We start from the raw sequence: 24,815 nt of genomic DNA on the forward strand, positions 1-24,815 counted from the left end.
TAATAAACAATCAGCCGAGAGCCTAAGAGTTTCCACTACTGGGGATATTGAAGTCTCTACCTATTTGGAAATAGCCAAAGAAAAATCCGGTGCCAAGCCGGAGTGCATTGCTACTGGCGAAGAAAACCTGCGTGAGTCAATAGTAATTTTTGATTTTGGTTCACAATACAGCTTACTTATTGCCCGGCGCATACGCGAAATGCATGTCTACTGCGAGCTGGTTTCTCATGACACTCCATGGGAGAAAATAGCCCATCTGAATCCTAGAGGGTTTATTCTCTCCGGCGGACCATCCAGTGTGTATGAGCAGGGAGCACCTTTAGCTCCGGCCTATATATTTGAAAGTAAACTGCCTGTTCTGGGTATTTGCTATGGTATGCAGGCTATCACCCAGCAATTGGGTGGCGTAGTTGAACATAGTGAGAAACGTGAATACGGGCATGCTTTGCTTCATTCAAACGTGGTTAATACGGACCTTCTGGCAGATATGCCTGAACCTTCTCCCGTTTGGATGAGCCATGGGGATCGTATTGAGAAAATGCCGGCAGGGTTTACGGCTCTGGCCTACACTGAAAACTGCCCGGTTGCAGTTATGGGTAATGAATTTGATATTTACGGATTGCAGTTTCATCCCGAGGTTGTTCATTCTCCTCACGGTAAAATCATTCTTAAAAATTTCGTTTTCAATATATGTAAATGCCATGCTAACTGGACTATGGGTAATTATATTCAGGAAAGCATACAAAACATACGTGAGCAGGTTGGTGGCGGGCAAGTTATCTGTGCACTTTCCGGCGGTGTAGATTCGGCGGTTGTGGCTTCACTCATTCATAAAGCCATTGGTGAACAATTAACTTGTATTTATGTAAATAACGGCCTTCTCCGCCGTGAAGAGGCTGACCGCACACTGCACGTCTTTAAAAACCATATGGGCATGAAAATAATTTATGTAGATGCCGTTGACCGCTTTCTTGAAGGTCTCAGCGGTGTTACTGACCCCGAACAAAAGCGCAAGGTTATCGGAAGCGAATTTATAAAGGTATTTGAAGATGAAGCCTGTAAACTTGGCACGATTGACTTTCTGGCACAAGGAACACTTTATCCTGACGTTATAGAAAGCGTTTCTTCTGTGTCCAAAGCTTCCGCCAAAATAAAAAGCCATCATAACGTGGGCGGCCTGCCTGCCCATATGAAGTTAAAACTTATAGAGCCTTTGCGCTATCTCTTTAAAGATGAAGTGAGGCTGCTGGGCAAAGAGCTGGGTCTGCCGGACGAAATGATTTGGCGTCAGCCCTTCCCCGGCCCCGGTCTGGCAATACGGATTATCGGTGAAGTTACCCGTGAAAAGCTGGAAATCCTCCGCGCGGCGGACTGGATTGTAATGAGCGAAATTAAAAAAGCCAAAATGTATCACCAAGTATGGCAAAGCTTTGCTATCCTGACCGATGTTAAATCTGTGGGTGTTATGGGTGATTTCCGCACATATGGTTATCTGGTAGCTATCAGGGCTGTAACCAGTGAAGATGCCATGACTGCAGACTGGGCGAAACTGCCTTATGATTTGCTGTCGGTTATATCCAACCGTATTGTTAATGAGGTTAAAGAAGTGAATAGGGTGGTTTATGATATAAGCTCCAAACCGCCTTCCACTATTGAATGGGAGTAAGGCATTATGACCGGCGGTTATATCATGGGGAGGGGCTACACTCCCGAGACTTGCATAGATGAGGTCAAAAAAGCTCTTACAGGTTTGGGTGGTCGGGCCTCTGCCGAAGAGATATTGCTTACGGTCAGAAAAAAAGGCCATTGGAGTGATGAAACTGTCTGGCAATGCATGGAGTCAAATACCATAAATTTCCCGCCTGCCTGCCGGCATAATACGGATACTGACTCAAAATTCCTTTTCTTAAGGGAAGACGGTAATTATGAATTCTATGCCCCCAAGTGGCATGGACGCTATGAGCGGGGTAAAAGAATAGTTTAGTTTTGCTTAGGAGACAACTCTGAAAGTTCTGGTTATTGGAAATGGGGCAAGGGAGCATGCTATTGTCTGGAAGCTTTCCCAAAGCCCGAAAATCACTAAAATTTACGTTACCCCCGGCAACGCCGGTACAAGCCTTATAGCTGAAAATGTAGCTATAAGCTGCACAAATATCAAAGATTTGCTTTCCTTTGCCAAAGACAAAGCCATTGATATTACCTTTGTAGGACCTGAAGCACCTCTGGCAGGAGGGGTTGTAGATGTGTTTGAATCTGAAGGTCTGCGTATATTCGGCCCTTGTCGTGAAGCTGCCCAGCTGGAATCCAGCAAAGTTTTTACCAAAGAGCTGCTTCTTTCAAATAAAATTCCCACTGCTTACAGCCGCAGTTTTTCCAGTTATGAAAAAGCTTGTTCTTATTTGAGTAGGCTGGATATGCCGGTTGTGATAAAGGCGGATGGTTTGGCAGGTGGTAAAGGAGTTACGGTTGCCCAAACTCATGAGCAGGCTATGGCGGCTTTATCAGATATAATGGAGGCCAAAATATTCGGTGAAGCCGGTGAACATGTAGTTATAGAAGAGTGCATGGTGGGGCAGGAAATGAGCTTTTTTGCCGTTACTGACGGTAAAACTGTTGCACCTTTAAGTGCTGCTTGTGATTATAAACGGATTTATGATGGAGATAAGGGTGCTAATACTGGCGGTATGGGCAGTTATACGCCCCCTGCTTTTTTTACCCCCGAATTAAAGGAAGAAATAATGTCCCGCATTCTATTGCCGGTTATAAAGGCACTGGCGGATCGGGATATCGTATATAAAGGTGTTTTATATGCCGGTTTGATGATAACCGCTGAAGGGCCAAAAGTGATGGAGTTTAATGCCCGCTTTGGAGACCCCGAAACTCAGGTTTTAATGCCCCTGCTCAAGACAGACTTGCTTGAGATAGTGGAAGCCACTATTGAAGGCCGTCTTGACAAACTCAATATTGAAATGGAAGATTCATCTGCAGTCGGGGTTGTGCTGGCTTCTGGCGGATATCCGGCTGAATACCGTAAAAAATTACCTGTAAGCGGTCTTTCAGATATACCCTCGGATATACTTGTTTTCCATGCCGGCACAGTAGCTTCTGAAGAGGGCGAAATACTTACTAATGGCGGACGGGTACTTTGTCTTGTCAGTAAAGGCAAAAATATAGAGGAAGCCAGAGACAATGTATATAAAAATATTGACTGCATTTCTTTTGAAGATTGCCATTACCGCAGGGACATAGCCTTGTTAAACGGGAGGGAACTATGCCATTAGTTAGTATTGTTATGGGGTCTAAGTCTGACGCCGAGGTTATGAAGCCTACCGAAGAGATACTGGAGAAAATGGGTATTTCATTTGAAACTCTGGTTATGTCTGCCCATCGCACTCCGGAAAAAGTGCAGGAGTTTTGTCTTAATGCGCCCGCACGGGGTATTGAACTGGTTATAGCTGCTGCCGGGGGGGCGGCTCATCTGCCGGGAGTGATTGCCAGCTGGCTGACACTGCCGGTTATCGGCGTACCTGTTGCTTCAGGTGAACTTAAAGGAATTGATGCCCTGTACTCTATAGTCCAGATGCCGGCCGGTATACCGGTAGCTACAGTAGCCATCGGCTCTGCCGGTGCTAAAAATGCGGCATATCTGGCGGCTGAAATACTGGGTTTAAAATATCAAAATATCCGTCAGGCGTATGAAAGCTACCGTCGGGAACTTAAAGGTGAGAACAAATGATAGAGCGATATAGCCGCCCTCAAATGAAAAAAGTCTGGTCAGACGAAAGTAAATTTGCTTACTGGCTGGATATTGAAATTGCCGTCTGCGAAGCTTGGGCGAAGATGGGGGCAATTTCAAGGGAGGATATCACTAAAATAAAGCTGGCGCGCTTGAATTTTAAGCGCATGGAAGAGCTTCTGAAGGAAACTCACCATGATATGACGGCTTTTTTGGGTTCTGTAGCCGAAAGTCTGGGTGAAGAATCCCGCTTTATTCATATGGGCATGACTTCATCTGATGTGATGGATACGGCTCTCAGCCTTCAGCTTGTGGAAGCTTCAAAGATACTAAACAACGGTGTTAAAGACCTGATAAATGCTTTGGCTGCCAAAGCTATGGAATATAAATATACTGTCCAGGTGGGACGTACTCATGGCGTTCATGCCGAACCCATTTCATTCGGACTGAAACTGGCCTTGTGGATGGAAGAAATGAAACGCAACCGCCAACGGCTTGCGGAGGCTACTAAGGCTATTACCGTGGGTAAAATGTCAGGAGCGGTAGGTACTTATGCTACTTTATCCCCTGAAATTGAAGAGATAGCCTGCAAAAAACTGGGGCTTTCACCCGCCTCCATTTCAAATCAGGTAATCCAGCGTGACCGCCATGCCCAGTACATGACTACTCTGGCTATTATCGCTGGTTCGCTGGAGAAATTTGCTACAGAAATACGGGCTCTCCAAAAGACCGAATGCCACGAAGCCGAAGAGCCGTTTGAAAAGGGTCAAACCGGTTCATCCGCTATGCCGCACAAGAAAAATCCGGAACTCTGCGAACGCATTTGCGGTATTGCCCGCATTATACGTGGTTATTCTGTTACTGCTATGGAAAATCAACCACTTTGGCACGAACGTGATATCAGCCATTCTTCTACTGAACGGGTGATTATGCCTGACGGTTGTCTGCTGATAGATTATGCCCTGCACATTTTTACAAATGTCATAAAAGGGCTTAATGTTTTCCCCGAACAAATGGAAAAGAATCTAAATCTAACAGGCGGTTTGGTTTACTCACAGAGGGTCATGCTTGCTTTGATAAACAAGGGTCTTTCACGCCAGCAGGCATACAAAATGGTACAGAGGAATGCCATGCGCACTTGGCAAGGCGAAGATAATTTTATGAACCTGCTCAAGGCGGATGCCGAGGTTATGCAATATGTGACCTCTGCCGAAATTGACGAATTATTTGATTACAAGTTTTACCTGCGTTATATAGATGATATATTCAGCCGGGTCGGACTTACTAATTCACAGTGGAAGAAAGGCGGGGACTCATCCTCTGATGAAGGACTGTCACCCAGAGCTATATAGATGACTGATAAAAAAGTACTTATGGAAACTGCCCTGCCTCTGCCTTCTTTTATAAAAGGAAAAGTGCGTGATACTTATCTGCTTGGTGATAAACTGCTTATCATTGCCAGTGACCGTATTTCCGCTTTTGATGTGATACTGCCTTCAGGCATACCAGGTAAAGGAAGGGTGCTTAACTGTATTTCATCATTTTGGTTTGAGAAAACTGCTCATATAATACCCAATCATGTTATAGAGCTGGTTGAAGATGTAAATTGTCTGGATAAATACCTGCCCGTAGCCGAACGGTTCAAATATCCGGAATATTTAAACAGCAGAAGTATGGTAGTCAAAAAAGTTAAGCGTGTTTCGGTTGAGTGTGTAGTGCGTGGTTATATTGCTGGGTCAGCCTGGAGTGAATATAAAAAGACGGGTACTGTAAATGGTGTCTCTATGCCGAAAGGTCTTTTGCAAAGCCAGGAGCTACCAGAACCTATATTTACCCCTACCACCAAGGGAGACGGCGAACATGACCGCCCCATGTCTATTGCTGAACTGGAAGCTATGGTCGGCAAAGAACTGGCTGATAAACTGGCTAAAAAGAGTTTGGAACTCTATAAATTCGGACGGGAATATGCCCGCCAAAGGGGTATTATTATAGCTGATACCAAGTTTGAGTTTGGTCTGGACGGCTCAGAGCTTATCCTTATTGACGAAGCCCTTACCCCGGATTCCAGCCGTTTCTGGGATGAAAAAACCTATAAAGTGGGCGAAGCCCAGGATAGTTATGATAAACAGCCTGTGCGGGATTATCTGGAAACTATTAGCTGGAACAAAGAACCCCCCGGTCCTGTATTGCCGGATGAAGTTATAAAATCAACTACCTGCCGTTATGAATACGCTTACGAAAGAATAACCGGCCTAAAGTTGGGTTAACCTGCTAGCGTGGATATATATAAAAGGGGCGAAAGCCCCTTTCCCTATTTTACAAATCGTTTAAATCAGTTTTCCAGCATACCTTTGGTGCTGGGGGCAATGCCTTCGCGTCTGGGGTCTATACCAGTAGCTTTGTCCAGTGCCCGTGCCAATGCTTTGAAAAGAGCTTCTGCTTTGTGATGGTCATTAGAACCGTAAAGAATGCGGGCATGTAAATTTAGCCGACCCTCTATTGCAAAAGTCTCCAGAAAATGCCTGACTAGGTCCGTGGGAAAACCGGTAAGGTCATTTTTAGCAAACGGCAAATCCAGCACTGCATATCCCCTGCCGCTCAGGTCCAGAGCTACTGAAGCCAAGGAATCATCCATAGGTACAGTTGCATCTGCCATGCGGACAATACCCTTGCGTTCCCCTAACGCCTCGTTAAAGGCTTTACCCAAAGTGAGTGCCACATCTTCCACCAAATGATGTATATCATCCCCGTTGGCAGAGATATTTATGTCAAATAAACCATGCTTAGCCAGTTGGGAAAGCATATGGTCAAACAGCCTGACCCCGGTACACATTTCAGCCTGCCCGCTGCCATCCAGATTCAGACTAAGGCTTATGGTGGTTTCGGTGGTCTGTCTTTTTATAGATGCTGTTCTCCTGGTCATGTTATTCCCCCATTTCCCCAAGCGCTTTTAACAGTGCGTCTGTATCTTCGGGCTTGCCCACTGAAAACCGCAGGCAGTTTTCCATCATCGGTGCATCAAAGCATCTTACCAAAATGCCCTGTAACTCCAGTGCCTGCTGAATGTCTTTGGCCTTGCCTTTAAGCAACTTGCACAAAATAAAGTTAGCTGCAGATGGATATGGCTTCAGCCAGCTAAATTTACTTAGTTCAGTATATAACCGTTTACGTTCATTCACAATCTTTTTTACGGTTTCCAGCATATATTCACGCTGGAGCATAGTCTGGCGGACGGCAGTATCCGCTGCAATGTTTACTGAATAAGGGTCTTTAATACGTGATAAGTAGTCTGCAATCATCGGCGGGAAAAGCCCGTAACCTACCCGCAGTCCTGCCAGCCCTGCCCATTTGGAAAAGGTACGCAGTATCATAAGATTTGGATACTTAGCCATATCCGAAATCATAGTCTGGCCTGTAAACTCGTAATAAGCTTCGTCAACCACGGTGGGTACGCCCAAATCCAGTATTTGTATTATATCCTCTTTGCTTATGGCTGTACCGGTGGGGTTATTGGGGGCGGCTATAAATATAAGCTTGGTTTTTGGAGTAAGTGCATTTTTAATGCCGCTGATATTTACATTATAACCGGCATCACGCGGCACATTGACTACGGTTCCGCGGTTCAAATCAGTATAAAATTTATACATGGCGAAAGTAGGCGGGCAGTTGATAACCTCATCTCCGGGGTTTATAAACAGCCTCAGCAGTAAGTCTATCAACTGGTCAGAGCCTGCCCCGCAGATAATCTGCTCCATATTTACGCCGGTATATTCCGCCAGCAAACGGCGGATTTCAAATTGGGTGGCATCAGGGTAGATATGGTACTGGTCAAAGGCAGCCATAGCCTGCCGTACCGCTGGTGCAGCCCCGTACAGGTTTTCATTGGCATCCAGCTTGATTATCCGGTTTTTTGTCTTTACCAGTTCCGGTGCTTTGCAGGCAGAATAGCCGGCAAACCCTTCTAGATCTGTCCGTATATATTTTTTCATATCATATGTCATATCAGTTCTCACTTATCCCATCCGCTTTAAGGCGGCTTCGGCATGGCATTCCAGCCCTTCGGCTCTGGCAATAGTGGCAGCGGCTTTCCCCAGCTTTGCCATTTCCTCTTTGCTCACGTTTACAATATCTATATATTTTACAAAATCCAGTATATTAAGCGGGGAGCTGAAACGGGCAGTGCCTGAGGTGGGTAAGGCATGGCTTGGCCCAGCTACATAATCCCCCATTACCACACTGGCTTTTTCCCCGTAGAAGATACAGCCAGCGTGATTTATGCGGGACAAATACTGTTCTGAATCCTTTACCAGCAGGCATAAATGTTCGGCAGCATACATATTGGCCAGCGTAATGGCCTCGTTCATATTATCCACAACCGCAATCAGCCCGTTGTCCTTTAAAGACTGCCGGATAATATCCTTTCGGGCACAGGTAGCAGCTTTTGTCTCCACGATATCGTTTACTTTGTTTGCCATCTCCTCAGATGTAGTCACCAGTATCGAGGCAGCCAGTGGGTCATGTTCGGCTTGAGCCAGTATATCAGAGGCACAATATTCGGCGTTAGCATATTGATCAGCAACTAACAGCACTTCGCTGGGGCCCTGAAGTCCGTCAATATCCACCACTCCGAATATGGCTTTTTTAGCCAGTGTAACAAATATATTACCCGGCCCGCATATTTTGTCCACTTTGGGAATTGATTTAGTACCGAAGGCAAGGGCTGCCACCGCCTGAGCACCGCCGCAGGCAAATACCTTGTCTACCCCGGCTATATAAGCGGCAGCCAGAGTGGGCATCGGGATTTTCCCGTCTACTCCCGGCGGGGTGACCAGTATAATCTCTTTTACGCCGGCTTCTTTAGCCGGAATGGCGGTCATCAGCACAGTTGACGGGTAAAAAGCTTTGCCGCCGGGTATATACAAGCCGACCCTTTCCAACGGGCGGATAAGCTGTTTGCCCTGCATAATTTCAGCTGCTTTCCAGACAGCCTCTTTCTGAAAGCGATGATAAGCCTGCACCTGAGCGGCGGCAAGTTTCAGTGCCTCAAAAAGTTCAGCAGGTATTTCACCAGCGGCCTGCTTGATTTCGGCTGGGCTTACCTCAAGTTTTGAAATAGCGGCACTGTCAAACTTCAGGGTATACTCTAAAACAGCTTTATCACCCTGTTTGCGTACATCGTCAATTATGCCGTTTACAGTCTTTTCAGGGTCAACCCCCAGCCGTTTGGCAAGTTCGGCCCTCTGGGTTTCGTCCAGAAAGAACCCGGTCTTATCCCGGCGGGAGAGCCTTTTTTCTGCTTGGGCAAACCCGCGGATTATTTCCATTTTACTTTAGGCCTCCAATGCCTTTTTAAGCATACTTATTACCGTGTTTATCCGTTCGCTCTTGGCGGCGGAGACTACGCTCTGGTAGTTGGCTATAACACAGGCGGTAGATTCAAATAAAGTATCTATTATTTTCAAGTTGTGGCGGGCAATAGTGCCGCCGGTTTCGGTATTTTCCACCAGCATATCCGCATCTTCCGGCAGAAAAGCCTCAGTAGCCCCCCAGGTTGGAACAATGCGGTAATGCCCCAGGTGGTTGCTTCTGGCGTAAAAGTCAGAGATATTGGTATATTCGGAAGCTATCCGCATTTCGCGGCTGCCGCAGTAATCTTTCAGTTCGTCCAGATTGGAAACCGGCACATCGTTATGCACCACCGCCACCAGTTTTACCCAGCCGTATTTCAAATCCAGCAGTTCCTTTACCGGGCTGGTCGGGAACTGGTAAAGATGGTCAGTCAGCCAGTCACGCCCGGTAATAGCCAGGTCAAAATTGCCGTTGGCTACCTGTATGGGCATATCCTGGGGGCGGATTACCTTTACCGCAATGCCGTTTATGCCGAATGCCGGACGGTGATTGCCCGTGGCAGATGGGTAGTCTTCAATAGCTATCCCCGCGGCATCCAATATCTTACGGACATGGGGCTGCTGATGCCCGTCAGGCAGTGCCAAACGCACAGTATCATCCGGCATATCCAGAAAAGATGGCTGGCAGCCATTTACTGGTTCAATCTTAATATCTTCCGCTTTGGGTTCAACATAGCGGCTGATATTTGCCATTACAGATGAAATAGCCCCGCTCAGGTCTTTTTCCTCAAGGCTCTGGCTGTTGGCTATCAGATAGGCTTTAAAATCCAGCACTTTAGCGATAGAACGCAGATTCTTTTTAGCCAGGTCTGCTTCGGACTTGCGCGGCAGAATAACCACTTCGGCGGTATCCGGCGGATAAGCCTCTGCCGAACCCCAAAGCGGGAAAATGCTGAAATTTTTAAGCCGCAGCTGCATGGCAAATACCTCGGCGATATTCGGGTATTCGCTGGCTATGCGTATACGGGTATTGCAAGCTGAGAGTGCTGCCAGATTATCATATGGGCTGTTTACAGCCGTAGCCGCATATAATGAGCCATGCCCGTAGCCAAGGTTTTTCAGTTTGACTATACTACTGGAAGGGTAACGTGAAGTCAGTTCGGTAAGCCAGTCTGCCCCGCAGACACCCAAATCATAGTTGCCTATGGCCAGCTGAATGGGTATATCCTTCTCGTGAAATATTTTGGCGGACATTTCCGGGTTGGAAACTGATTTAAAGCAGTATATTTTAGCCTTATCCACGTATCCGTCAAACCCCCACTGGCTTTTCTCCAGCAGGGCTTTGGTATCACCAAGTAATCTGCCTTTTGGCAGAGCCACTCTAAGCATCTTCTTCACCACTTAGCAGGCATATTACCTCGGCCTGATTTTTAAACTCTGTGGTTTTGTCTTCAATCAGGTCTGTTACTTCATAGCTGTCAGCCGCTTTAACCGTAACTGCCCAGCCATAAGCGGCCGTATCCACACCGGGGTAAAAAAGCTCAGCGCTTATGCCGCACTCGCGGATAAGGTTAGCCATTTCGTAGGCATTTTTAAGGTTATCACCTTCATATTTTATAAGTATTTTTTCTTCAACCATGTCATACATATCTTCGGCGTCTATCATGGGGATAAGGCGGTTCAGATATAAAGCAAACCCGGCTGCCGGTTTGTCAGGACCTCCCAGCAGAGGGATAAGCTTGTCATAGCGGCCGCCGCCGCCCACGTGTTCGCCATTTACAAACAAATGGAAAATTACCCCGGTATAGTATTCAAAACCTTTACCGGAGGCAAGGTCTATCTGGTAGCTGACACCCAGTTTATCCAGTATATCCACCCCTGCAATAAAATCATTCAGGGGTTCTTCCAGGTCACCGCCGGCAGCCCCGGCCATGGACATAACGTTTTTCAGGAAAGCGGCTGAAGTGCCTTTGTTTTCCATCAAGAGTTTCAGGGTGCGGAAAAGTTCAGGCTTTTCGGCCTCAAGTCTGCTCATCAGAGCAACGTCCCCGTCCAGCAGTTGGTCAAATATCTTATGCTGTTCATCAGTATTCGGCTCAAGCTGGGCCAATACCGCTTTTATAAGCTGGGCATGTGAAAGCCTTAGCTCCACATCTTCAAAACCCAGTCTGGACAGGGTTTCCAGTGCCAGTGTGATTAACTCGGCATTAGCTTCCGAACCGGTAACGCCGATAAGCTCGGCTCCCAGCTGCCAATTTTCGCGGGATTTTTTGCCTGTTTCATCAAAGCGGAAAATATTGGAGGTATAGCACAAACGGGCAACTTCCATTTCACGGAGATTATCTATATAAAGTCTGGCAGCCGGTATAGTGCCGTCCGGCCGCAGTACCACCCTTTCGCCGCTCCAACCGTCCCAGTCCAAAAAGGAATATACCCTTTTAAGCATTTGAGGGGTAAGTGTGCCGCTTGAGGTAAATAGGCTGAGGTATTCCAGCATGGGGGTACGCACTTCTTCGTAACCCCATGTAATGCAACTGTCATGGAAAATGCTCTCTATATACCTGAACCGAAGCATATCTTCGGGCAATAAATCACTGCAGCCTTTACAACGCGCAATCATGTTCTTCTACTCCGTTTAAAGTTAGTCTGTAGATTTTACAATACCCGGCCTGACCAAGCAAATGGTAGTAAAGTTATTGAAATATTATACCTTATAGCAATATACTTTAGTCGTCTTGTATTGGCTGATGAAGGAGTAAAGATGAGCTGGTATTGGATTGCCCCTTTAATCATCATAGCGGTGCTGGTAATTATTTTCGTGGTAAATCAAGTGGTCAGTGCTCACCTAAAACAAGCTGCCACCGGCAAAGAAGAGCTGTACGGCAAAAAAGCTTTGGTAAAAACCCCGCTAAACCCCGAAGGCAAAGTGCTATATGACGGGGAGATATGGGCGGCGCATATTGAAAACGGCACTGCCGAAGTGGGACAGGAAGTGGTTATAGTACGTCTGGAAGGATTGAAATTGTACGTCAAAATGGAAAGGAACGAATAAATGGAAGAAACCTTAAATACCTTAATTACGGTTGGTGTGGTTCTGGTTATACTGCTACTTATACTCAGTATGGCCGTCAAGGTAGTTGCCGAGTACGAACGGGGTGTCATATTCCGGCTGGGGCGGCTTATCGGCGGCAAAGGGCCGGGTTTATTCTTCCTTATCCCCTTTGTAGACCGCATGGTAAAGGTTGACCTGCGGGTAGTTACTATGGATGTACCCGGACAGGAAGTTATTACCCGTGATAATGTCACCGTAAGGGTTAACGCCGTGGTTTATTTCAGAGTGGTAGACCCTGAGGCCTCGGTGGTGAAAGTGGTTGACCATTACCGGGCTACTTCCCAGATTTCCCAGACTACCCTCAGAAATGTACTTGGCCAGTCAGAGCTTGACGAACTGCTCTCCCAGCGTGAAAAACTAAACCAGATACTTCAGCAGATTATAGACGAAGCTACTGCCCCGTGGGGTGTTAAAGTCAGCATTGTAGAAATAAAAGAAGTGGAACTGCCCGAAGCTATGAAACGGTCTATGGCCGCTCAGGCTGAAGCCGAGCGGGTACGCCGTGCCAAGATTATTCATGCCGAAGGCGAAATGCAGGCTTCCCAGAAACTGGCTCAGGCCGGCAAGGTTATTGCCAAAGAGCCGGTCAGTCTGCAGCTGCGTTACCTGCAAACCATGACCGAAATTGCTTCAGAACACTCTAACACTATAATTTTCCCTGTGCCGGTAGACCTTATCAGTATGTTCATGGATAAAGGGAAAGGCATGACTAACCCGAAGACTGAAAAAGACACTAAAGAATAGTTTTGTACCATCAGATAAATAAGAAGGCCTGCTTTGAAAGCAGGCCTTCTTATTTATGTATATATTAAATATCAATCAGCATGCCTCAGGCTTACGTCCCCCGCCATTATATGCACCAGATTACCATCCGCCAGCCGTATTCTCAGGCTGCCATCCGGATTGACAGTTTCCACTATCCCCCTATAAATATCTCTGCCGCTTGTTACGTCTACTTCTTTACCTAGTGTAATCAGCCGTTTCTTCCACATTTCAAACACACATTCACCGTGTTCGTTTAAATAAAGATACAGCCTTTCAAACTCGTGCAGAAAGCCAAGTATCAGTTTCTCACGGCTTACAGGTTTCCTGGTATGGTTTATCAGACTGGTTGCAATATCTCTTAGTTCGGGGTAGGTTTGCATATCGGTATTTACATTTATACCCAGCCCTACCACACTGGAATTCACCTGTCCGTCCCGTATATCATTTTCTATCAGCATTCCGCATACTTTTTTACCTTTTATCAGGATATCATTCGGCCATTTCAGTTCGGTCATTATACCGGTTGTATCTTCTATGGCAAAACTGACTGCCAGTGAAGCAGTCATTATCAAGCGTGAAAGTTCATTTTGATTGGGGTGCAGTATAAATGACATGTATATGTTACCCTGGGGTGATAACCACAACCGTTTCAGACGTCCATGTCCCTCTGTTTGCCTTTCGGTTATTATCACTGTACCGGCTTCGGCACCTTTGCGTGCCATATCCATTGCTACGGTCTGGGTAGATACAGTTTCCGGCAGATAAATTATTTCCCTTCCCATAAAACAGGTGTGCAGGTTATTTCGGATATCATTTATAGATATACAAGACATGCTCATATATTTCTCCGGAAGTTTAAATATCTGGACTTTACAGCCAAGACCATTATATTATACAACAACAGGCACATCGGGGGAGTAAACTGCTATGCCGTCCAACCCTCTGGAAGAATATAACCGCAAACGTAATTTTGCTAAAACTGCTGAACCTTCTGGTGTACGAAGTACACTCTCTGTACAGCCAGTATTTGTTGTCCAAAAACACCTTGCCAGCCGCCTGCACTATGATTTCAGACTGGAAATTGATGGGGTTTTAAAATCATGGGCTGTTCCCAAAGGGCCGTCTGCCAGTCCTAAAGAAAAACGGCTGGCTGTGCCTACCGAAGACCATCCCATGCAGTACGCCTCTTTTGAAGGTGTAATACCGGCGGGTGAATACGGGGCGGGGCAGGTGATAGTCTGGGATAGAGGTACTTTTACAAACCTTAAAGCAGGAAAAACACTGGCAGAGTCTTATGACACAGGACATCTGGTAATAGAACTTCAGGGTGAAAAACTCAAAGGCGGATATTCGCTTTTACGGACTAAAATGGGCTGGTTGATGGTGAAGATGGAAGATGCATTTGCCCGCCCGTTATCAAATATACTTGATGAACAACCGGCTTCGGTGATAAGCGGAAAATTGGTTGAAAATATTACTTAAAACAGGCTTAGCGTCTATATACACAGGGGGAGTTAATCTATGAATGTAGTAGAAACACATGGCATATCTAAAATATATGGACGGAATATCATAGTAGATAATTTGTCTCTTAGCCTTGAACAGGGGCAGATTATGGGGCTTATTGGACCTAACGGAGCAGGCAAAACTACCACTCTCCGCATGATGATGGATATTATAAAGCCTGACAGCGGTAAAGTGCTTATACTGGGCGAACAGATGAATGCTGACGCCCAGAATCATATCGGCTATCTTCCTGAAGAACGCGGGCTTTACCGAAAGCAGAAAATTATAGATTCTCTGGTATATCTGGCTAGTTTAAAAGGCATGAACCCTTCTGCTGCCAAAGCTAAGGCTTTGGAATTACTGGAAAAAGTGGGGCTTTCAGCCCATGCTGAAAAAAAGATTGAGCAGCTTTCACATGGCATGGGGCAGTTGGTACAGCTAGTTTCTGCTATTCTTCATGACCCGGTTCTGATGATAATAGATGAACCGTTTAACGGGCTTGATCCGGTAAATGTTCAGCTGGTAAAGAATCTGATGCTGGAGTTACGCAGTAAAAATAAATCACTTATCCTTTCTACTCACCGCATGAATGAAGTAGAAGAAATGTGTGATCGGGTTTGCATGCTTAATAAAGGTAAGCAGGTGCTTTACGGCAATCTGGTTGATATCAAAAATCACTACCGCAGCAATACTCTTGAAGTAGATTACGAAGGTGAATTCCCACCTCTGGATAAAGTTCTTGATGCCAAAGCGGCAAGCGGCAAAGCTCATATTATATTAAATGGAAACACCACTGCCCAGAATGTGCTGGTGCAACTGGTAAACAGCGGACTGATTATTCACCGCTTTGAAATAGCTACTCCTACTTTAAATGATATTTTTATCAGCATTGCAGGTAAGAAAAATGTCTAAATACAGTATTGTTTTAAAACACGAGTTCATGTCAACCTTGAAACGCAAAGGTTTTTTGATAACATCACTGGCTTTGCCGGTGCTGGGTTTGGTGGGTATTTTGGTGGGTATGGTGGTGCAGGATATAAACGCACAGCCGGATACTGCCGAACCCCTGCAAATAGGTTATGTGGATCAGGTGGGGGTTTTCAGCGGCTATCAGGAACAGCCAGGGGTTGTACTGGTGCCTCAAACAGACTCTCAGACAGCGGTTGATAATATGCTAAATGGGGAACTGGACGAATTTCTCATTATACCTGAGAACTATATAAATACCGGTATAATTCAGCGTTTTACCCTGGAAACTGAAATTTCTCCCGGCGGGGATATTTCTTACGCTATATCCAGCTTTCTTACCTCAAATCTTTTAGGCGGCAAGGTGGATGCCGATATCTTAAGCCGTGTACAAAACCCGTTTGCTCTGGTAAATACCGTTATAGACGAATCCGGCCAGCCGGCACCTGGTCAGGGCGGCATTCCCAACTATATTGTTTCCTATCTTTTCGGCATTCTTTTGTTGTTGGCCATATTTACGGCTTCTGGCTACCTGCTGCAAGGGCTGAGTGAGGAAAAAGAAAACCGTATTATGGAAGTACTCCTTTCTTCTGTCACCACCCGTGAACTTATGACCGGCAAAATAGTAGGTCTGGGTCTGGCTGGACTTATACAAGTCACTTTCTGGCTGGTATGTGCATGGGGTCTGGTTCAATTTGCTACTAAAACCTTCGGCGACATTCTGGGGGCTTTATCTATACAGGCGGATATGATAATAGTCTGTCTGGTTTTCTTTGTACTTGGCTATTTTCTGTATTCCATACTTATGGCGGCGATTGGCGCTATTACCTCTAACGTGCGCGACGGGCAGCAGCTGTCAGTTATTGTTACTATGTCTGCAGCCTTTCCTTTTTACCTGATGCCGTTTATTTTGGAAGGTGGAGATAGTATCCTGAACATAGCTCTTTCACTTTTCCCTATGACCGCACCTATTACCATTATCATGCGGATGGGTACGGGTATCCCTGTATGGGAGATTGTATTGGCAGCTATTCTTCTAAGCCTTACTATTTGGCTGTTTTTCGGGTTAGCCGCCAAATTATTCAGAGTATTTTTGCTTATGTATGGTAAAACCCCCAGCATAAAAGAAATACTGCACCTTATCAGGCAAACTTAGGCTGGCCGAGAGCAAAGCTGATATTTTGTACGGCTAAACAGGCTGGAAAGCTGCCAAGCCCTTTACTATTCGGCCGAATTGCTCTAAAATAGCCTCAAAACTTGCGGGTGTAACTCAGCGGTAGAGTGCTTGCTTCCCAAGCAAGACGTCGCGGGTTCGAATCCCGTCACCCGCTCCATAACAAATTTAGAAAGAGGTGCTGCGTGGGAACTGCAATTGATTACCAGAAGCAAATGACCGAAATCGTGTATGTGAACCTGCCAGGGCCTGAAGAACCTCAACCAGGCATGACAGGCGGAGAACTCCTCCATGGTTTTTTGGCTGAACTCAACAGGGCTCCTTCGGCTGAAACGAGGGCTTTTGTAAGCACTTTAGCCGCCAAGTGGAATATTCATTACCGTAACAGCAGCGGTCGCTAATATCCCCCCGCACTTATCCCGTCAAGGGGGTAAAAGAGGTGCATCATGGGTGTAGCAATTGAATACCAGAAAGTTATGACCGAGATTGTGTACATTAACCTTCCCGGTCCCGAAGAGCCTATGCCCGGTATGACAGGCGGAGAACTCCTCCATGGTTTCTTGGCGGAGCTTAACCGTGCAGTTTCACCTGAAAGCCGGGCATATGTAGCTTCATTGGCTGCCAAGTGGAATATCCATTACCGTAATTCCTTTTCCAAATAATCTCTTGATTAATAAATAGCCCCGGAAAACAGCCGCTCTGCAATGTGATTGCAGCCGGTATTGGAGAAATGCCACCAAATGATACCCCTATGTTACTTGCTGCTGATAACGTTGTATCAGAGCAATCAGCGCGTTTCTGGCGGTTATCCTCTAATGTTAGAATTAACCTCTACAAGGCCATATTATTTGAACTTCCCCTTACCAGTTATTCTGCATTGCAAAAACCGATTGGTAAAAGCGGCTTTCTGAAATAGCCTTTTTAGATAACCGGCAACTGAGAGTGCTTGGAGAAGATATTACATTATGGCTGGATAGAAATTGTCCGCCGCCTTAGAAAGCAGTATTGTCAATATGCTGAAGTACGGTCTGGCATTGGCAATAGTATTATTTTCAGTACTCAGCTTTTCCCAGGGTGATTCCAGTGCCGTAATGAATTTCACAGGTATTCATCTCATGACATATCTGCCCAGTATAATTCTAGGTATGGTTGTAGACCTTAAAGACCCTCTCCACGAAGGTCTTGCTGCCAACAATACCCTTTCAAAAATGCTTTAAGTTGATATTTTCAGCCAGATAATGATGTTCTGATACCGTTTAACCCTGATGATACACACTCTGCCCAATCCTGATATAATATTCTTATGACTGAAAACAGCCTTGCTTTGTATATGCATTTCCCTTTTTGCCTTAAAAAATGCGGATACTGCTCGTTTGTTTCTTATACAAATAAGCTTGAGCACATACCTGATTATGTAAACTGCCTGAAGAAAGAAATAAAACTGCGGACAGATGGGCTTTGCTTCCACAGCCTGTATTTTGGCGGAGGCACACCCAGTCTTTTATCACCGGCGCAGATAGCAGATATCATATCCGGTATAAAGACTTCTGCCCGGATTTTACCCGATGCAGAAGTTACCTTAGAAGCAAACCCGGGTACTCTTACCCTGCGGTATCTTGAACAAATAAACCGCCTTGGCATAAACCGCTTGAGCTTGGGTATCCAAAGTTTTTCAGATGCAGAACTGGCAGTGCTGGGGCGTTTGCATAATACCACCCAGGCACAGGATGTATACAAAAAAGCCCGAGCCGCCGGTTTTGACAATATAAACCTTGACCTTATTTATGGCCTGCCCCATTCTACTCCTCTTTCTTTTAAGACCAATCTCAATGAAGTGCTGAAACTGGCACCGGAGCATATTTCACTCTATGGTCTGACTTTGGAGGAAGACACCCCTATGTATCTGCAGGTACAAAAAGGGTTATTGCCCTTTATGGATTCTGAAATTGCCGCTGACCAGTATCAGCTGGCTGAAGAAATGCTGGATAATGCCGGATACCGTCATTATGAGATATCCAACTGGGCTAAACCGGGATACCAAAGCCTCCATAACCTCACCTACTGGCAAAACAGACCATATCTGGGTTTGGGTGTAGCAGGGCATTCATTTTTTCAAAATTGCCGTACAGCTAATGATATAAATCTTGATGAGTATTTATTCTGCTGGCAGAATAATTGTCCTCCTAAGCCATCTGAAAATATATATGTAGACTTGGCTAATCAGCTGGCGGAAACTATCATACTGGGTCTTCGGCTGGATAAGGGTATAACTGCCGAAGATATTGAAAACCGCTTCGGCCTGTGCGTGATGGATGTGTATTATCCCCAGATTCAGGAATGTGTTGAGCTTGGGCTCTTGGAAGAACATGACAGATGTATCCGCTTGACACCTAGAGGCCGTTTGCTTTCTAACGAGGTTTTCTGGCGTTTCTTGCCTTAAAGATTAAAATACGCTAATTTATATATTCAGCAATCACAAGCATATAGTTAAAGTTGGTGATATGAGTCAATCCAGTGTAAGAAATTTCTGCATTATTGCCCATATAGATCACGGCAAGTCCACTCTGGCTGACCGTTTGATAGAGATGACCGGTACTCTTCGGCGTGATGAAATGTGCGAACAGGTCATGGACAGTATGGAGCTTGAGCGTGAGCGCGGCATAACCATAAAAGCCAAGGCTATTCGTCTGCGTTATATCTCGAAGAACAATCAGGAATACCGCCTGAATCTTATAGACACTCCCGGACACGTGGATTTTTCTTATGAAGTTTCACGGACTATTGCCGCTTGTGAAGGGGCTATCCTTGTCATAGACGCAACTCAAGGCATTCAGGCTCAAACCCTGGCAAACGTTTACCTTGCAATAGAGTACAATCTGGAAATTATTCCGGTTATTAATAAAATCGACCTGCCCGGGGCTGATATCCCGCGGGTAATGGGTGAAATTAAAAGTGTATTGGGTTACGATGAAGATTCCGTAATCCAAATCAGTGCAAAATTGGGTTTGGGCGTACCGGAATTGCTGGAAGCTATTGTAACCAGAGTGCCTGCCCCCAAGGGTAATGCTAATCTGCCTCTGCGGGCGCTTATATTTGATTCACATTATGACCCTTACAAAGGTGTGGTTGCCTATTTGCGGGTAGCCGACGGTAATATAAACAAGGGTGATGACCTGTGCCTGATGGGACAAGGCACAGAATTCAAAGTGCTTGAAGCCGGATATTTTGCCCCTGCCCAGGTAGCTGCTTTGAGGCTTGACGTAGGTGATGTAGGTTATATAGCCACCGGGCTTAAGTCTGTAGGTGAATGCCGAGTGGGTGATACAGTGACCCTGCAGCATGGGGGTGCAACCCAGCCGCTTATCGGTTATCATCCGGCCAAAGCCATGGTCTTTGCCGGCATCTATCCCACCCAGACAGATGACTATCATGAACTGCGTGAAGCTATGGAAAAGCTAAGCCTGAATGATGCTTCACTATCTTCTGAACCGGAATCCAGCCCGCTTTTAGGTCACGGATTCCGCTGCGGTTTCTTGGGGCTGCTCCATCTGGATATAATAGTTGAAAGGCTGGAACGTGAATTTAACCTTTCACTGGTAGTAACCTCCCCCGGTGTCAGCCTGACAGTCACCCGTACCAGCGATGAAGTCCTTACAGTCGTAAACCCAAATGAAATGCCTTTGCCACACGAAATAGCCCGTATTGAAGAGCCGTGGGTTTCGGTGGTGATTATAACCCCTTCAAAATATATCGGTACGGTTATGGATTTAGTCCGGGAAAATTACGGCGTTTATAAAAATACCGAGTATCTGGGGCAGCTGGCCATGAGTGAGCTTGGGCAGCGGGTACAGCTTCATTACGATATGCCTCTGCGCTCCATACTCACCACTTTTCATGACCAACTGAAAAGCCGCACTCAGGGTTATGCCTCATTGGACTACGAGTTTATCGGCTACCGCGATGCTCATCTTTCCAAGATAGACGTTCTGGTGAATGATGTACCGGTAGATGCTTTCAGTCGTATTATTCCTCCGGATAAAGCTCATGAAATAGGTGAAGCGCTGGTAAAGAAGCTGAAGGAAATGATACCCAGACAGCTATATCAAGTCACCCTTCAGGCGGCTATCGGCAGTAAAATTGTGGCACGGGCTGACATATCTGCCAAACGCAAAGATGTAATTGCCAAGTGTTACGGCGGTGATATTACCCGTAAACGTAAACTTCTGGATAAACAGAAGGAAGGCAAGAAGAAAATGCGTCAAATTGGCAAAGTGGAAGTGCCAAAAGAAGCATTTTTAAGTGTCCTGAAACTTCAATAATTTGCTATTTTGCCTTGCCAAAGGGCAATTAGTGTGTTACAATACCGCCACTTAAGCTACTTTCGGGTATTCTATTGTCTTTTGTATACGTATGTCTTCGTGCCCGTAAGTAGACATTACTAAAAAGGAAGATTAGATTTTGGCCATTAGTCTTATTGCTATTGCCGTTCTCTTCCCCTTTGCAGCCGGCTTGATTTGTCTGTTTCTGAAAAACACCCTTCTCCGGTCTGGGCTTGTTGCCTCCTCTGCTATTGTGCTTATTTCCAGCTCTATTCTGTTGTTTTCACAGGGTGGTTTACCTATTGAATACAGTCCCGCCCACCAGTGGGATAGTATTATTTTGATATTGGACTATGTTTTGTTGGCGTTCTTCTTGTTTGTGGGCGTCAAAGATATTATTAAGAACGGTTGGAGTGCCAGAGGTATTCTAACTTCCGGTTTGGTGCTTTCCCAGATAATCCTTCTGGGTCTGTTTGAGTTTGTTTGGGCACCTGCCGTTCCGCTTTCTTCAGAACCGGCTTTTTTTATTGATCAGCTCTCCATTATCATGTGCCTTATTATTTCCATTATCGGTTCGCTTATACTGCTTTACGCAATCAAATATATGAAAGATCATGAGCATCATCAGCATCTTGGCATCACCCGCCAGCCCCGTTTCTTTTTCTTTATGACCATACTGCTGGGAGCTATGAACGGCATTGTCTTTTCTGATAACCTTCTCTGGATATACTTTTTCTGGGAAATAACTACTTTATGTTGTTTTGCCCTGATCGGACATGAACAAACCAAAGAAGCCATAAACAATGCTTTCCGGGCATTGTGGATGAATCTGATAGGCGGTCTAGGTTTTGTGCTGGCTATCATTTATGTCTTTACAAATTATGACAGCATTTCCCTGCAGGCTCTTATAACTAACCCGGCCATAGCCATGGCACCTCTTTTCTTCCTGTTTATGGCCGCTTTCACCAAAGCAGCCCAGGTACCGTTTCAAGGCTGGCTTTTGGGAGCAATGGTGGCACCGGTGCCTGTTTCTGCTTTACTTCACTCCTCCACCATGGTCAAAGCGGGTATTTACCTTTCTATCCGTTTGGCACCGTCTATTACCGATACTGCTTTGGCTACGTTAATTGCCCTGTTCGGGGCATTTACTTTTATGGTAACTGCCATTATGGCTATAAGCCAGCGTGAATCCAAGAAAGTTTTGGCCTACTCCACCATTTCAAACCTTGGGCTGATTATAATGTGCGTAGGTATAAATACTCCTTTGGCAATTACTGCTGCCATTGTGCTCACCATTTTTCATGCCATATCTAAAGCGCTGCTCTTTATGTGTGTAGGCGTTATAGACCACTCTATGGGCAGTCGAGACATTGAAGATATGGAAGGCCTGGTACGCCGTTATCCTTTGATAGCCGGCATAACAGTTGCCGGTATTCTCTCAATGATGCTGGTGCCTTTTGGTATGCTGCTGGGTAAATGGGCTGCCATAGAGGCTACTTCAGCTATGTCAGGGTTTATTTCGCCGCTGGTGTTCCTGCTGCTGGTTATAGGTTCGGCGGCTACTACCGTTTTCTGGGTGAAATGGCTGGGGCGTTTTTTCAGTGTAACACCTGGAATTGTGAAAATACGTTTTGAACGTTTTTCATTTTTATATCACAGCCCTTTACTGATGTTGCTGGCTTTTGCCGGAGTGTTCAGTATAGGGGTGATATCCTTCTATGAAAGCTTTATTTTACCGGCTGTAACTGCTTTCTATCCGAATGTCATTGACACTTCAAATGGATTTTTTGGAAGTGCCGCAGGTTTATTTACCGCCTGGCCGCTTTTTATCCTGCTGGCCATAGCCATTATACTGGTGCCGGTTTTATTTAAGCCCAAAACTAAAAACCTCAGCACTGCCTATATGTGCGGTGAAAATGTAAGCACTTCAGCTGACAGCTTTTATTCTGTAGCTGACGGTGAAACTAAACTAAAGCTGGGGTCTATGTATCTTGACACCCAGTTTGCCAATTCCCATCTGGATACCGGGCTAAAAATAGTTGGCCTTTTGATACTGGTTAGTATGCTGGTAGTGGTGCTGATATGAACGAATGGTTGCTGGTTGCCCTAGCCCTGGTTTTGCCCCCGGTACTCGGCAGTTTGCTTCGCGGGTTTGACCGTATATTAACTGCCCGCATGCAGGGAAGATTCGGGCCGCCTTTGCTTCAGCCTATCTACGATACTATCAAGCTGCTTGCCAAACGCCGCATGATTACTGGCCGTATGCAGGCCGTTGGTTCTATAGGTTACCTGCTGTTTATCATGGCGGCTACAGTCATGTTTTTCCTCGGCCAAGACCTGCTGCTGATTGTACTGGTGCTGGGTGTGGCAGACGTATTTCTGGTTGTGGGTGCTTTTGCCACCCGTTCCCCGTACAGCCAGATTGGTGCCAACCGTGAGCTTCTGCAGATACTTTCTTATGAACCTATCTTGATTATAACGGCTATCGGGCTTTATGTTGCTAACGGCAGTTTCATGATTTCCGAAATAGACCAGCCCTTGCTGCCCTCGTTGTGGCCCATATTGCTCACCCTGGTTCTGGTACTGGTTATTCTTATGCGTAAATCCCCGTTTGATATATCTTCTTCGGAACATGCCCATCAAGAACTGGTGAAAGGTGTATTTACCGAATATTCAGGCATTCACCTTGGGCTTATAGAAATTGCTCATATGTACGAACTGATACTGGTACTGGGATTTATCTCTCTCATGTGGCTTCCAGGTATTGTGCCCGGCGTTGCCCTGGCACTGGGTTGCTGGTTTTTGGTGCTGGTGATTGACAATATTACAGCCCGTCTTACCTGGTCGTCCATGCTCAAAATATCATGGATGTTCGGGCTGGGTTTGGCGTTGGTTAACCTTATCGGACTTTCAGTACTGGGAGGGGCATAATTGGATTTTATTACGAAGTCCCAGATAAAATCACCTTGGCTGCTCCATTTTGATTGCGGCAGTTGCAATGGGTGTGATATTGAAATACTGGCCTGCCTTACCCCTATTTATGATGTTGAACGTTTCGGCATTGTGAACATGGGAAACCCCAAACACTCGGATGTACTTCTGGTAACCGGCCCTGCCAATAAACGTAATTACCGTGTTTTACAAAACTTGTATCAGCAAATGCCTGACCCAAAAGTAGTTATTGTTATAGGCACTTGCGGTTGCAGCGGCGGTGTTTTTCATAACTGTCCGAATATACTGGGCGGTGTAGATAAGGTAATACCTGTAGATGTTTATGTCCCCGGCTGTGCCGCCAGACCAGAAGCCATTATAGACGGTGTGGTTATGGGACTTGGCAAGCTGGCTGAGAAAAAAGCTAAAGCCAAAGCCGATGCCAAATGTGAGGAACAGCATGTGTAATTGTGAGACTAAAACACCTGATGTTATTGACTTGTCCAAGCTGGACAATATCCTTGACGGTTACCGTGATAAAGCTGATATGCTTATTCAGGTGCTCTTAAAAATTCAAAAAGAATACAACTGGCTTCCCAAAGAGGCTTTGTATAAAGTAAGCCAAACCCTGAATGTACCTGTGAATAGGGTTTATCATGTAGCCACTTTCTATAAACTTTTCAGCGTAATACCCAAAGGCAAGCACAATGTAAGTGTCTGCGTGGGTACTGCTTGCCACGTATTTGGTGCACCCAAGATACTTGACCGCCTGGAGAAATCACTGGGTATAAAAGCCGGCGAAACTACTCCTGACCTTAAGTTCTCTCTTGAAACGGTAAACTGTCTGGGTTGCTGTGCTTTAGGGCCGGTTGTGGTGGTTGACGGCCATTATCATGGCAAATTGCCTACCGCCGATGCTGAAAAAATATTGGCAGACTACGATTAGTTAGGAGCATAT

The 24,815-nt window shown here is 45.8% G+C and carries 26 protein-coding genes and 1 tRNA gene; 21 read left to right on the forward strand and 6 right to left on the reverse strand.

The genetic code is table 11. The features are described from left to right. Positions 1-64 precede the first annotated feature (64 nt). Genes guaA through UCH007_RS03630 form a run of 6 tightly spaced genes read left to right on the forward strand, consistent with a single transcriptional unit; the run spans position 65 to position 6,003 of the window. Positions 65-1,666: a glutamine-hydrolyzing GMP synthase gene (gene guaA, locus UCH007_RS03605; protein ID WP_172644179.1), complete on the forward strand. Its 1,602-nt coding sequence runs from the start codon at positions 65-67 to the stop codon at positions 1,664-1,666. Positions 1,667-1,672: 6 nt separating this feature from the next. Further along, the gene (locus tag UCH007_RS03610; protein ID WP_012882031.1) at positions 1,673-1,984 is read left to right on the forward strand and encodes a hypothetical protein; all 312 of its coding nucleotides are present in this window, start codon (positions 1,673-1,675) and stop codon (positions 1,982-1,984) included. Positions 1,985-2,003: 19 nt separating this feature from the next. Continuing rightward, entirely contained in the window at positions 2,004-3,281 is a 1,278-nt protein-coding gene (gene purD / locus UCH007_RS03615) for a phosphoribosylamine--glycine ligase (RefSeq protein ID WP_046961071.1), read from the forward strand. Then, positions 3,272-3,736, forward strand: a complete 465-nt coding sequence (gene purE / locus UCH007_RS03620; RefSeq protein WP_012882033.1) for a 5-(carboxyamino)imidazole ribonucleotide mutase — start codon at positions 3,272-3,274, stop codon at positions 3,734-3,736. Before purD ends, purE begins: the two co-directional genes overlap by 10 nt. Further along, positions 3,733-5,088: an adenylosuccinate lyase gene (gene purB / locus UCH007_RS03625; protein WP_046961072.1), complete on the forward strand. Its 1,356-nt coding sequence runs from the start codon at positions 3,733-3,735 to the stop codon at positions 5,086-5,088. Before purE ends, purB begins: the two co-directional genes overlap by 4 nt. Beyond that, positions 5,089-6,003 carry a phosphoribosylaminoimidazolesuccinocarboxamide synthase gene (locus UCH007_RS03630; RefSeq protein WP_046961073.1) on the forward strand — a complete coding sequence of 305 codons (915 nt, stop codon included), beginning with the start codon at positions 5,089-5,091 and terminating at the stop codon, positions 6,001-6,003. It begins immediately after the preceding gene. A gap of 65 nt (positions 6,004-6,068) precedes the next feature. Here UCH007_RS03630 and hisB read toward each other — a convergent pair whose 3' ends face one another. Genes hisB through UCH007_RS03655 form a run of 5 tightly spaced genes read right to left on the reverse strand, consistent with a single transcriptional unit; the run spans position 6,069 to position 11,704 of the window. Continuing rightward, complete coding sequence (gene hisB / locus UCH007_RS03635; protein ID WP_046961074.1) at positions 6,069-6,659, reverse strand: imidazoleglycerol-phosphate dehydratase HisB; 591 nt, start codon at positions 6,657-6,659, stop codon at positions 6,069-6,071. Position 6,660: 1 nt separating this feature from the next. Continuing rightward, the gene (gene hisC, locus UCH007_RS03640; RefSeq protein ID WP_046961542.1) at positions 6,661-7,737 is read right to left on the reverse strand and encodes a histidinol-phosphate transaminase; all 1,077 of its coding nucleotides are present in this window, start codon (positions 7,735-7,737) and stop codon (positions 6,661-6,663) included. 12 nt (positions 7,738-7,749) lie between these two features. Continuing rightward, entirely contained in the window at positions 7,750-9,060 is a 1,311-nt protein-coding gene (gene hisD, locus UCH007_RS03645; RefSeq protein ID WP_046961075.1) for a histidinol dehydrogenase, read from the reverse strand. A gap of 6 nt (positions 9,061-9,066) precedes the next feature. Continuing rightward, positions 9,067-10,473 carry an ATP phosphoribosyltransferase gene (gene hisG / locus UCH007_RS03650; protein ID WP_046961076.1) on the reverse strand — a complete coding sequence of 469 codons (1,407 nt, stop codon included), beginning with the start codon at positions 10,471-10,473 and terminating at the stop codon, positions 9,067-9,069. Further along, a complete protein-coding gene (locus UCH007_RS03655) occupies positions 10,466-11,704 on the reverse strand; it encodes an ATP phosphoribosyltransferase regulatory subunit (protein WP_046961077.1) in 1,239 nt (412 codons plus the stop codon). The genes hisG and UCH007_RS03655 overlap by 8 nt, the downstream gene beginning before the upstream one ends. 141 nt (positions 11,705-11,845) lie before the next feature. Here UCH007_RS03655 and UCH007_RS03660 point away from each other — a divergent pair, with 141 nt between their 5' ends. Both UCH007_RS03660 and UCH007_RS03665 read left to right on the forward strand, forming a co-directional pair. Then, entirely contained in the window at positions 11,846-12,136 is a 291-nt protein-coding gene (locus UCH007_RS03660; RefSeq protein ID WP_023652313.1) for an NfeD family protein, read from the forward strand. Next, positions 12,137-12,940 carry a slipin family protein gene (locus UCH007_RS03665; protein ID WP_012882041.1) on the forward strand — a complete coding sequence of 268 codons (804 nt, stop codon included), beginning with the start codon at positions 12,137-12,139 and terminating at the stop codon, positions 12,938-12,940. Between the two features lie 71 nt (positions 12,941-13,011). Here the strand turns inward: UCH007_RS03665 and UCH007_RS03670 are convergent, their stop codons facing one another. Continuing rightward, positions 13,012-13,800: a biotin--[acetyl-CoA-carboxylase] ligase gene (locus UCH007_RS03670; RefSeq protein WP_046961078.1), complete on the reverse strand. Its 789-nt coding sequence runs from the start codon at positions 13,798-13,800 to the stop codon at positions 13,012-13,014. 88 nt (positions 13,801-13,888) lie between these two features. Here UCH007_RS03670 and UCH007_RS03675 point away from each other — a divergent pair, with 88 nt between their 5' ends. The 13 genes from UCH007_RS03675 (at position 13,889) to UCH007_RS03735 (ending at position 24,803) form a co-directional block, all read left to right on the forward strand. Then, positions 13,889-14,443, forward strand: coding sequence for a DNA polymerase ligase N-terminal domain-containing protein (locus tag UCH007_RS03675; protein ID WP_046961079.1), 555 nt, complete (start codon positions 13,889-13,891; stop codon positions 14,441-14,443). Positions 14,444-14,482: 39 nt separating this feature from the next. Further along, positions 14,483-15,379, forward strand: a complete 897-nt coding sequence (locus tag UCH007_RS03680; RefSeq protein WP_046961080.1) for an ABC transporter ATP-binding protein — start codon at positions 14,483-14,485, stop codon at positions 15,377-15,379. Next, positions 15,372-16,589 (forward strand): ABC transporter permease, encoded by a 1,218-nt coding sequence (locus tag UCH007_RS03685; RefSeq protein WP_046961081.1) that lies wholly within the window; start codon positions 15,372-15,374, stop codon positions 16,587-16,589. The genes UCH007_RS03680 and UCH007_RS03685 overlap by 8 nt, the downstream gene beginning before the upstream one ends. A gap of 103 nt (positions 16,590-16,692) precedes the next feature. Next, positions 16,693-16,767: transfer RNA gene (locus UCH007_RS03690), tRNA-Gly, on the forward strand. Between the two features lie 25 nt (positions 16,768-16,792). Next, complete coding sequence (locus tag UCH007_RS03695; protein WP_023652318.1) at positions 16,793-17,008, forward strand: hypothetical protein; 216 nt, start codon at positions 16,793-16,795, stop codon at positions 17,006-17,008. 45 nt (positions 17,009-17,053) lie between these two features. Further along, positions 17,054-17,269, forward strand: a complete 216-nt coding sequence (locus tag UCH007_RS03700) for a hypothetical protein (protein ID WP_046961082.1) — start codon at positions 17,054-17,056, stop codon at positions 17,267-17,269. Between the two features lie 351 nt (positions 17,270-17,620). Beyond that, positions 17,621-17,824: a hypothetical protein gene (locus tag UCH007_RS03705; protein WP_156171831.1), complete on the forward strand. Its 204-nt coding sequence runs from the start codon at positions 17,621-17,623 to the stop codon at positions 17,822-17,824. Positions 17,825-17,910: 86 nt separating this feature from the next. Further along, positions 17,911-19,047 (forward strand): radical SAM family heme chaperone HemW, encoded by a 1,137-nt coding sequence (gene hemW / locus UCH007_RS03710; protein WP_046961084.1) that lies wholly within the window; start codon positions 17,911-17,913, stop codon positions 19,045-19,047. Positions 19,048-19,108: 61 nt separating this feature from the next. Continuing rightward, a complete protein-coding gene (lepA, locus tag UCH007_RS03715; protein WP_046961085.1) occupies positions 19,109-20,926 on the forward strand; it encodes a translation elongation factor 4 in 1,818 nt (605 codons plus the stop codon). Positions 20,927-21,065: 139 nt separating this feature from the next. Then, positions 21,066-23,012 (forward strand): NADH-quinone oxidoreductase subunit 5 family protein, encoded by a 1,947-nt coding sequence (locus UCH007_RS03720; protein WP_046961086.1) that lies wholly within the window; start codon positions 21,066-21,068, stop codon positions 23,010-23,012. Then, positions 23,009-23,857 (forward strand): complex I subunit 1 family protein, encoded by an 849-nt coding sequence (locus UCH007_RS03725; protein WP_046961087.1) that lies wholly within the window; start codon positions 23,009-23,011, stop codon positions 23,855-23,857. Before UCH007_RS03720 ends, UCH007_RS03725 begins: the two co-directional genes overlap by 4 nt. Beyond that, positions 23,858-24,325, forward strand: a complete 468-nt coding sequence (locus UCH007_RS03730) for an NADH-quinone oxidoreductase subunit B family protein (protein WP_046961088.1) — start codon at positions 23,858-23,860, stop codon at positions 24,323-24,325. Next, positions 24,318-24,803, forward strand: a complete 486-nt coding sequence (locus UCH007_RS03735) for a complex I 24 kDa subunit family protein (protein WP_082111136.1) — start codon at positions 24,318-24,320, stop codon at positions 24,801-24,803. The genes UCH007_RS03730 and UCH007_RS03735 overlap by 8 nt, the downstream gene beginning before the upstream one ends. Positions 24,804-24,815 lie beyond the last annotated feature (12 nt).

The sequence above is a fragment of the Dehalococcoides sp. UCH007 genome (genome assembly GCF_001010485.1).
Classification (GTDB): domain Bacteria; phylum Chloroflexota; class Dehalococcoidia; order Dehalococcoidales; family Dehalococcoidaceae; genus Dehalococcoides; species Dehalococcoides mccartyi_A.